Raw genomic sequence first — 10,050 nt, forward strand, 5'->3', positions numbered from 1 at the left:
GGCGAAACAGGTCGGACAGGTCTTCCAGCACCAGCTCGGCCTTGGCCGGCTCCTCGCGTACCAGGGCGATCGCCGTGTTGAGGGTGTTGAACAGGAAGTGCGGCCGGATGCGCGCTTGCAGCTCGGCCAGCCGCGCCGCGGTGGCCGCCGGCTGGCGACCGCGCACGCGCCACAGCAGCCCGGCCATCAAACCGGCCGCCAGCAGCGCGCCGGTGCTGGCGCTGGCCAGCCAGGGCGGCGCGGCGGCAAAACCCAGCAGCGCCAGCGTGCCGCAGGCACACAGCCCGGCCAGCGCGCCCAGCGTGACGCCGGCGGCGGCCTGCAGCGGCCAGTTCAGGCGCGCCAGCAGGCGCTTGAGCGCACAGGCCACGACCAGCCACAACAGGGTGGCCGGCAAGGCGCCGCCGGTGACCAGCGCCACCCGCGCCAGCCAGTCGGCCACGTCGGCGGTGACGTACATCAGCCCGACGCCAATCACCGCCTCGACATACAGCACGGCACGCAGGATCACGCCCACCTGACAGGCGTCGAACACCAGCACCGGCAGTGCCCGGCGCGGCTTGGGCGGCGTCTTGCGCTCACCGAAGGTCGATAGAATTTGCGAATCCTGCATGGGCCGTGGCGATTGTGGCCGCAGTGTAGGCCGCAACCCGCGCGCTCAGGGCGCGTTCGTCCGACCAGCCGCGCCGTTCATCCGCTGGCGCGCCACTTCTTCACACCCGCATGTCCGCCAATCAACTCGACAAAAAATCCGAAGCCTGGTCCGCTCTGTTCTCCGAGCCCATGAGCGAGCTGGTGCAGCGCTACACCGCCAGCGTGTTTTTCGACAAACGGCTGGCCGCGGCCGACATCCAGGGCAGCCTGGCGCACGCCGAGATGCTGGCCGCCCAGGGCATCATTTCCCAGCTCGATTACGCCGCCATCCAGCGCGGGATGAGCGCCATCAGCTCCGAAATCGAGAGCGACGCGTTCGACTGGAAGCTGGCGCTGGAAGACGTGCACCTGAACATCGAGGCGCGCCTGACGCAACTGGTGGGCGACGCCGGCAAACGCCTGCACACCGGCCGCAGCCGCAACGACCAGGTGGCCACCGACATCCGCCTGTGGCTGCGCGGCGAGATCGACCTGATCACCGGCTTGCTGCGCGAGCTGCAGGGCGCGCTGATCGAGGTGGCCGCCAAGCACATCGACGTCATCCTGCCCGGCTTCACCCACCTGCAGGTGGCCCAGCCCGTGAGCTTTGCGCACCATCTGCTGGCCTATGTCGAGATGTTCAGCCGCGACGAGCAGCGCATGGGCGATGTGCGCCGGCGCGTCAACCAGCTGCCGCTGGGCAGCGCTGCGCTGGCCGGCACCACCTACCCGCTGGACCGCGAGCGCGTGGCGCGCACCCTGGGCATGGAAGGCATCTGCCAGAACAGCCTGGACGCCGTGAGCGACCGCGACTTCGCGATCGAATTTGCCGCCGCCGCGTCGCTGGTGATGGTGCACATCTCGCGCCTGTCGGAAGAGCTGATTTTGTGGATGAGCCAGAACTTCGCCTTCATCCGCATCGCCGACCGCTTCACCACCGGCAGCTCGATCATGCCGCAGAAGAAGAACCCCGACGTGCCCGAGCTGGCGCGCGGCAAGACCGGCCGCGTGGTCGGCCACCTGATGGGCCTGATCACGCTGATGAAGGGCCAGCCGCTGGCCTACAACAAGGACAACCAGGAGGACAAGGAGCCGCTGTTCGACACCGTCGACACCCTGCGCGACACCCTGCGCATCTTCGTCGACATGATTGGCGGCCAAACCAACCCGCAAACCGGCGCCAAGGAAGGCGGCATCACCGTCAACGCCCCGGCCATGCAGGCCGCTGCGCAAAAGGGCTACGCCACCGCCACCGACCTGGCGGACTATCTGGTGAAGAAGGGCCTGCCCTTCCGCGATGCCCACGAAACCGTGGCGCACGCGGTGCGCGCGGCCAGTGAACAGGACTGCGACCTGTCGGAGCTGCCGCTGGCGACGCTGCAGGGCTTCCACCCCGCCATCGAGTCCGACGTGTTCGAGGTGCTGAGCCTGGCGGGCAGCCTGAACGCGCGGAACACCCTGGGCGGCACGGCGCCGGCGCAGGTGCAGAGGCAGATCGAGCGGCTCCGCGAGCGACTGGCGGCCGAGAACTGAACGCCGCTCCGTTTCGGCGGGCGCCAGGGGCTCTGCGATGCAAGTGCGCCGCTCCCAGCAGCTGAACCTGTTGGTCCGCCCCCATGAGAAAGCAGTACCACTTCAGAAATGGCGACTCGGGCCTCCTGGCCTGGGACGTCGACCGGCTCATCCGCCTCACGCAGAACCTGGAAGCCACGCCAGTCCCGCTGGCCGAGATCCGCGAGCTGGACGAGCCGTACTGGTATGCATCCGGCGGAGATCTGCCCACCTGCCGATCAGTCGCGAACCACATGCGCCTGGTTCAGGATGCCGATCTCGCGCACCCGATCATCATCGACCCCGAAGGGCGGGTGATGGATGGGATGCACCGAGTAGTCAAGGTACTGCTGCAGGGCCGTGAATTCCTGCTCGCCTATCGACTGCCGACCCTGCCCGAGCCGGACTTCGTGGGCGTCGATCTCGATCGGCTGCCCTATGATGAGGATTGGTGGTGTACCCAGGTCGGCTGCGCTTCGTGCGACATGACCTCTCTCGGGCGTCAGGACGACAAGCGGAGCCGCTCCGTGAAGATCACCCTGAAACACGGCGCACTGATCTCCGCCATGGCCGCCCTTCCCCTGTTCCCCGGCTGCAGCACCCAGCAGACCAATACCGGCGTCAGCATGGCCAACCCGGCCTCGGAACACTGCCTGAGCCAGGGCGGCCGGCTGGAGATCGTGCGCGGCGCCTCGGGTGGCGAAAAGGGCATGTGCCACCTGCCGGATGGCACGGTGATCGACGAGTGGGTGCTGTTTCGCCGCGATCAGTCGAAGGAGTGAAAACCGACATGCTCGCGACACGAGCGGACGCGCACGCCCGCGCGCTGCAGCCAGGCACAGGAGCGTGACGCCGTGCGCTCGCTGATGCGCACCCTGCACGCCCTGGTGCTGTTCGTCATGGCGGTGGGCTTCTTCTACCTCGGGGCGTCGGGCCTGGCGAGCGGCGTGGCCGAGTATCCGGCCAAGTACCGCGACGTGCAGGTGGCCCGGGAGACGGCGCCGGGGAAGTACTGGTTTTCCATCGGCGTCTGGTTCGCCCTGGGCGCGGCCTGCACCGGGATCGGCGTGCGCACCTGGCGGAAGGCGGACGAGGACTGACGGCACGCGAACCAGGCGGCCCCGGCTCGCCGGGACTCGCCCGCCCGCTTCAGCGCAGGAAAAAGTAGCCCCAGGGCGTCAGCACGACGACGCAGACGACGTTGAGCACCACGCCGGCACGCACCATCTCGATCTGGCGCATGTGGCCGGTGCCGAAGACGATGCCATTGGGCTGCGAGCCGACCAGGGTGCCCAGGCCGCCGATGCTGTCCGAGCAGGCGATGCCCAGCAGGATGGAGACGAAGGTGGGGCGCTCCTGCTTCTGGTCCAGGTGGCTCATGATGCCAAGCGCCAGCGGCAGCATCATGGCGGCGGTGGCGGTGTTGCTGACCCAGATCGACAACCCGGCGGCGGCGGTGAACAGCAGTATCGCCATCAGGCCCAGGTGCGAGCTGGCCAGTTTGTTACGCTTGCATCCTCACTCCCGACCGAGGCCCCGCATGCGCCTGCTCTCCTCCCTGACCACCCTGCGCGCGCGCCTGCGGCTGCTGATCCTGACCACGCTGCTGGGCGCGGTCCAGGCGCAGGCCCTGACCGTCATCGGGGTGACGCCACAGGGCGAGGTGGCGCAGGTGAGCCAGGTGGTGGTGCGCTTCGACCAGGACGCGGTGCGCCTGGGCGATCCGCGCGCGCCGGCGCCGATGCGGCTGCACTGCGAGCCGACGGCGGCCGTCGGCCAGGGGCGCTGGACCTCGGCACGCGAATGGGTGTACGACTTCCAGGCCGACCTGCCGCCCGGCACGCGCTGCGAGATCACGCCCGTGGCCGGATTCCGCTCGTCCGCCGGCGCCGAATTGCAGGACACGACGATCCGGCGCTTCCACACCGGTGGCCCGTTCGTCCAGCGCATCGCGCCCAACGCCTGGCAGCCCGTGGAAGAGGAACAGGCCTTCGTGCTGCGGCTCAACGGTGCAGCAACGCCCGAGAGCCTGCGCGCCAACGTCTGGTGCGCACTCGACGGCCTGGGCGAACGCGTGCCGGTGCAGCTGCTCGAGGGCAAGGAGCGCGACGCACTGCTGAAGAACCTGCAGCTCGACGAACTCGCGGCGCACGACCCGCAGCGCGTGTACGTGCTGCAGTGCGCGCGCCGCTTCACGCCAGGCAGTCGCGTGCAACTGGTCTATGGCAAGGGCGTGGCCACGCCCGGCGGCATCGTCAACCAGGTGGAGCGCCGCTTCGCCTTCGAGGTGCGCGAGCCGTTCACGGCCAGCGTGAGCTGCGAACGCGAGAACGCACAGGCGGCCTGCATGCCGATCCGACCGGTCGAGCTCACCTTCAGCGCGCCGGTGCCGCGCGCCCCGCTCGAGGCGGCGCGCCTGAGTACGGGCAAGCTCGAGTTCGAGCCGATCCTGGACGACGATGACACCCTGGTCGAGCATCTGCGCTTCGAGGCACCGCTGCCCGAGCGCACCGAGTTCACGCTCCACCTGCCGCCCGGGCTGCAGGATGCGAGCGGCCGGCCGCTGGCCAATGCCGACAGCTTTCCGCTGCGCATCGCCACCGGGCCGATGCCGCCACTGGTCAAGTTCGCCGCCGCGCCGTTCGGCGTGGTCGAGCGCCTGGCCGAGGGACCGGGCGGCCCGGCACTGCTGCCGCTGACGCTGCGCCGCGTCGAGCCACAACTGCAGGCCCAGGCGCTGCAGATCGGCCGCCTCCAGCCGCAAAGCGACGCCGAGATCATCGACTGGTTCACCAAGGTGCAGCGCTACGACGACTGGCACGTATTGCGCGAACAGGCCGAACGCGACGTGCACGAGGCGCTGCCGGCGCCCATCGACGAACGCACCAAGCGCGAAGTGGAGTCGCGCACCATCTCGCTGCTGGCCGGGCTGGACGGCGTGCAGGTGATCGACGTCCCGCCGTCGCCGGCCCGGGGCGAGACCGAACGGCCGTTCGAGGTGATCGGGGTGCCGCTGCCGGCGGGCTTCCAGGTGCTGGAGGTGAGCTCGCGCCAGCTCGGCGCGGCCCTGCTCGATCCCGACTACGGACCGCAGCGCCGCATGGTGGTGCGCACCTCGGTGCTGGTCACCAACCTGGCCGTGCACTTCAAGCTCGGGCGTGAGAACGCGCTCGCCTGGGTCACCACGCTGGACCGGGGCGAGCCGGTGGCGGGGGCCCGGGTGCAGGTCTCCGACTGCGCCGGCAAGCTGCTGGCCACGGCGCAGACCGACGCGCAGGGTCTCGCCCGCTTCAAGGACCTGGCGACGCGGCCGCCGGACTGCGGGCGACCGGGCGACTACATCGGCGACTTCCAGCAAGCCTACTTCGTCAGCGCGCGCGCCGCGCGCGACGGCGCGCAGGACCTGGCCTTCACCTGGTCGTCCTGGCAGCGCGGCATCGAGCCCTGGCGCTTCGGCGTGCCGACCAGCACGGAGCCGACGCCCGACGTGCGCGCGCACACCATCTTCGACCGCACCCTGCTGCGCGCGGGCGAGACGGTGTCGATGAAGCACCTGATCCGCACCGAGACCAGCGCCGGCTTCGGGCTGCCACGCCACGACCCGGACGAGCTGGTGATCACCCACGTCGGCAGCGGGCAGGAATTCACCCAGCCGCTGGCCTGGCGTGCCACTGCCAGCGGCGGGCGCAGCGCCGAAAGCGAATTCGCCCTCTCGCCACTGGCCCGGCTCGGGCTCTACCAGGTCACGCTGCGCGGCGGAGCGGGCGACGATGCCTTCACGCTGGACAGCGGCGAATTCCGGGTCGAGGAGTTTCGCCTGCCGGTGATGCAGGGCCGCGTCGGCCCTGCGGATGGCGCCCCGCTGGTCGGCGCGACGCGCGTGCCGGTGCAGGTGCAGGTCGGCTACGTCGGCGGCGGGCCGGCCACCAGCCTGCCGGTGCGCGTCTCCGCCCTCACGCGCGTGCACCGGACGCAGTCTGCCGATTACGAGGCGTTCAGCTTCAGCCCGCCGCGCAAGGCCGGCGATGACGCAGCGGGGAGCGCCGCGGCGGACAATGCGACCCGCGTGGTCGCCGACAAGCTGCCGGCAACGCTGGACCGCGAGGGGCTGGGGCAGGTCGTGATCGAGCCGATCGCGCCCAGCGCCGGACCGCGCGACCTGGTGGTCGAGGCCACCTATGCCGATCCCAACGGAGAACTGCAGACACTGCGCGGCACGCACACCTTGTGGCCGGCCGCGGTGATCGCCGGCATCAAGGCCGCGGACTGGGTTTCGGTCGGCCAGGCGACCCAGGTGCAGGCGCTGGCGCTGGACCTGGAGGGCAAGCCCAAGGCCGGGGTGCCGCTCGACGTGCGCGCCGTGGCGCGCGTCACCACCACCAGCCGAAAGCGCATGGTGGGGGGCTTCTACGCCTACGACAGTCACACCGAGACACGCGACCTGGGCACCGTCTGCACCGGCAGCAGCAACGTCAATGGCCTGCTGGAGTGCAAGGTGAAGCTCACGCAGCCGGGGGAGATCGAGCTGGTCGCCAGCGCGCGCGACGACAAGGGCCGCGCCGCGCTGGCGGCCGGCTCGGTCTGGGTCACGGCGCAGGGCGAGCTCTGGTTTGGCGGCGAGAACCACGACCGCATGGACGTGCTGGCCGAGAAGAAGGCCTACCTGGCGGGCGACACCGCGCGCCTGCAGGTGCGCATGCCGTTCCGGCGCGCCACGGCCCTGGTCGCGGTCGAGCGCGAGGGCATCCTGCACACCGAGGTGGTGACGCTGCGCGGCGACGACCCGACCATCCAGCTGAAGATCGGCGAGGACTGGGGCCCCAATGTCTACGTCAGCGTGCTGGCGCTGCGCGGGCGCGTGCACGACGTGCCCTGGTACAGCTTCTTCACCTGGGGCTACAAGGCACCGCGCGCCTGGTGGCAGGCGTTCTGGACCGACAGCAAGGACTACGCCGCGCCCACCGCGCTGGTGGACCTGAGCAAGCCGGCGTTTCGCCTCGGCATGGCCGAGCTGCGCATCGCGCCGCAGGCCAACCAGCTCGCGGTCGAGGTGGCAGCTGACCGGGAGAGCTACCCGGTGCGCGGCAAGGCGCGCGTGACGATCCGCGTGCGCACGCCCGACGGCCAGCCGGCAGCCCACGCCGAAGTGGCACTGGCCGCGGTCGACCAGGCACTGCTGGAGCTGATGCCCAACCGCAGCTGGGACCTGCTGGACGCCATGCTGACGCGCCGCGCCTGGGGCGTGGAAACGGCCACGGCGCAGATGGAGATCGTCGGCCGGCGCCACTACGGCCGCAAGGCCGTGCCGGCGGGCGGCGACGGCGGCGCCGGCAGCCCGACGCGGGAGCTGCTCGACACCCTGCTGCTGTGGCAGCCGCGCGTGCCGCTGGACGCCAACGGCGAGGCGGTGATCGAGGTGCCGCTGAACGACGCGCTCACCACCTTCCAGGTCGTCGCCGTGGCCGATTTCGGCACCCAGATGTTCGGCACCGGCGAGACCGCGATCCGCAGCAGCCAGGACCTGCAGATCATCAGCGGCCTGCCGCCGCTGGTGCGCGAGGGCGACCAGTTCCGCGCCCAGCTCACGCTGCGCAACACCACCGCGCAGCCGATGCGCGTGGAAGTGGCGCCGCGTGCCACCCTGCTGGAACTGGCGACGCAAACCGTCGACCTGCCGGCCGGCGAAGCGCGCGAGCTGCACTGGGACGTCACCGCGCCCGAACAACTGGCGGCCACGCGCGCCGAAGCCATGCTCTGGGAAGTGCAGGCACGCGACCTCGACGGCAAGGCACGCGACGCCCTCAAGATCAGCCAGCGCATCATCCCGGCGGTGCCGCTCACGGTGCAGCAGGCCAGCCTGGTCCAGCTCGACGGCCCATACGCCGTCGAGATCGCGCCCCCGGCCGACGCCCTGCCCGCCAGCGGCACCAAACGCGGCGGCATCCAGCTCGCGCTGCAGCCGCGGCTGGCCGACGGCCTGCCAGCGATCCGCGACTGGTTCGCGCGCTACCCCTACTCCTGCCTGGAGCAGACCGCAAGCAAGGCGATCGGCCTGGGCGACACTAGGCTGTGGCAGGCGACCATGGCGCAGCTGCCGGCCTACCTGGACGCCGACGGCCTCGTCAACTACTTCCCGCCGCGTGCCGGTGACGGCAACCAGGGCAGCGACACGCTCACCGCCTGGCTGATCGCCGCCACCGACGAGGCGAGCCGCCTGGACCCGGACTGGAAGCTGCCCCCCGAGGCACGCCAGGCCATGATCCAGGGCCTGACCGGCTTCGTCCAGGGCCGCATCGAGCGCCGCCACTGGTCGCCTCGGCCGGATCTCGACGTGCGCAAGCTCGCCGCGATCGAGGCGTTGTCGCGCGTCGGCGCGGCGCAGGCCAGCATGCTGGCCAGCCTTGCAGTGGCGCCGAATCAATGGCCCACCAGCGCCGTGCTCGACTGGATCAGCATTCTGCGGCGCGTGCGCGGCATCCCGGAGCAGCCGCAGAAGCTGGAGGCCGCCATGCAGGTCCTGCGCGCCCGCCTGTCGGTGCAGGGTGCGCGGCTCGCCTTCAGCACCGAGCGCGAAGACGCCTGGTGGTGGCTAATGGCCGGCGGCGACGTGAACGCCGCGCGCCTGTTGCTCGCCGTGATGGACGATCCGGCCTGGCAGGATGACCTGGGGCGCCTGCTGTCGGGCTTCATCGCGCGCCAGCAGGGCGGCGCCTGGAACACCACCACCGCCAACCTGTGGGGGTCGCTCGCGCTGCGACAGTTCTCGCGCCAGCACGAGTCCGCGCCGGTGGCCGGCGTCACCCGCGCCACCCTGGGCGACGCGCACGGGCAAGTCACATGGAGTCAGGTCAAGCCGCTCAAGGCCGGCGCGCCGAGTCCGGCGGGGCGCTTCTTCGGCGCGCCGGCACAGCCCGGCCAGCTGGTGGGCAACACCCTGCTGCTGCCCTGGCCGACCGACGCGGCCACGCTGGCGGTCGACCACCAGGGCAGCGGCCGCCCCTGGCTCACGCTGCAGTCGCTGGCTGCGGTGCAGCTCGAGGCGCCGTTCGCCTCGGGCTACCAGATCCGCAAGACCATCACGCCGGTCCAGCAGGCCGACAAGGGCCTGCCGCCGGGCCAGTACACGCGTGGCGACATCCTGCGCGTGACGCTGGAAGTGACCGGCGCCAGCGACATGACCTGGGTGGCGGTGACCGACCCGATCCCGGCCGGCGCGACCATCCTCGGCAGCGGCCTGGGGCGCGACTCCGCCATCGCCACCCAGGGCGAGCGGCGCAGCGGCGCCGGCTGGCCCGCCTTCGAGGAGCGCAGCTTCGAGTCCTACCGCAGCTACTATCGCTACCTGCCCAAGGGCACGGTGCGCCTGGACTACAGCCTGCGGCTGAACAACGCCGGCCGTTTCCAGCTTCCGCCCAGCCGCGTCGCGGCACTGTACGCGCCCGAGATGTTCGGCGAGACACCCAACGCCGTGGTCACGGTGCGGGCCCCATGACCGCCACGCGGCGCGTCCAGGCCCCGCCACCTCCACCCGGGGGGCCGGCGCCGTGAACCGCCTGCGCGCCCTCCTGCTGGGCACGGCGCTGGTGCTTGCCCTGCCCGCCGTGCACGCCCTCGACTTCGACGCCGTGCGCGCCGCGCACCGCAGCTCCGACACCCGCGTGCTGGACCGTCACGGCGAGCAGTTGCAGCGCGTGCGTACCGACCCCCAGCTGCGCCGCGGCGCCTGGACCGGGCTGGCCGACATCTCGCCCGCGCTGCGCGAGGCGCTGGTGCTGTCGGAGGACCAGCGCTTCTACCAGCACGCCGGCATCGACTGGCGCGCCGTCTCGGCCGCCGCCTGGGGCAACCTGTGGCACACGCGCACGC

7 protein-coding genes are annotated in these 10,050 nt (G+C 71.1%); 5 read left to right on the plus strand and 2 right to left on the minus strand.

What is annotated here, in order from left to right; translation table 11 throughout:
• The coding region (locus PKA16_RS14785) for a histidine kinase (RefSeq protein WP_324404294.1) at positions 1–613 on the minus strand (613 nt) is incomplete at its 3' end.
• A gap of 110 nt (positions 614–723) precedes the next feature.
• Here PKA16_RS14785 and argH point away from each other — a divergent pair.
• From argH to PKA16_RS14800, 3 genes are all read left to right on the plus strand, one after another.
• Complete coding sequence (gene argH, locus PKA16_RS14790) at positions 724–2,166, plus strand: argininosuccinate lyase (protein ID WP_324404295.1); 1,443 nt, start codon at positions 724–726, stop codon at positions 2,164–2,166.
• 83 nt (positions 2,167–2,249) lie between these two features.
• Complete coding sequence (locus tag PKA16_RS14795) at positions 2,250–2,966, plus strand: DUF333 domain-containing protein (protein WP_324404296.1); 717 nt, start codon at positions 2,250–2,252, stop codon at positions 2,964–2,966.
• Positions 2,967–3,038: 72 nt separating this feature from the next.
• Positions 3,039–3,284, plus strand: coding sequence for a hypothetical protein (locus PKA16_RS14800; protein ID WP_324404297.1), 246 nt, complete (start codon positions 3,039–3,041; stop codon positions 3,282–3,284).
• Between the two features lie 49 nt (positions 3,285–3,333).
• On the opposite strand, the gene PKA16_RS14805 is transcribed toward PKA16_RS14800, so the two are convergent.
• Complete coding sequence (locus PKA16_RS14805) at positions 3,334–3,660, minus strand: SLC13 family permease (RefSeq protein ID WP_324404298.1); 327 nt, start codon at positions 3,658–3,660, stop codon at positions 3,334–3,336.
• 64 nt (positions 3,661–3,724) lie between these two features.
• Between PKA16_RS14805 and PKA16_RS14810 the strand changes: the two genes are divergently transcribed.
• Positions 3,725–9,676, plus strand: a complete 5,952-nt coding sequence (locus tag PKA16_RS14810) for an MG2 domain-containing protein (protein ID WP_324404299.1) — start codon at positions 3,725–3,727, stop codon at positions 9,674–9,676.
• 91 nt (positions 9,677–9,767) lie between these two features.
• A partial coding sequence (locus tag PKA16_RS14815; RefSeq protein WP_324404300.1) for a transglycosylase domain-containing protein occupies positions 9,768–10,050 on the plus strand: 283 nt, incomplete at its 3' end.

Source organism: Ottowia sp. (assembly GCF_035325765.1).
Taxonomy (GTDB): domain Bacteria; phylum Pseudomonadota; class Gammaproteobacteria; order Burkholderiales; family Burkholderiaceae_C; genus Ottowia.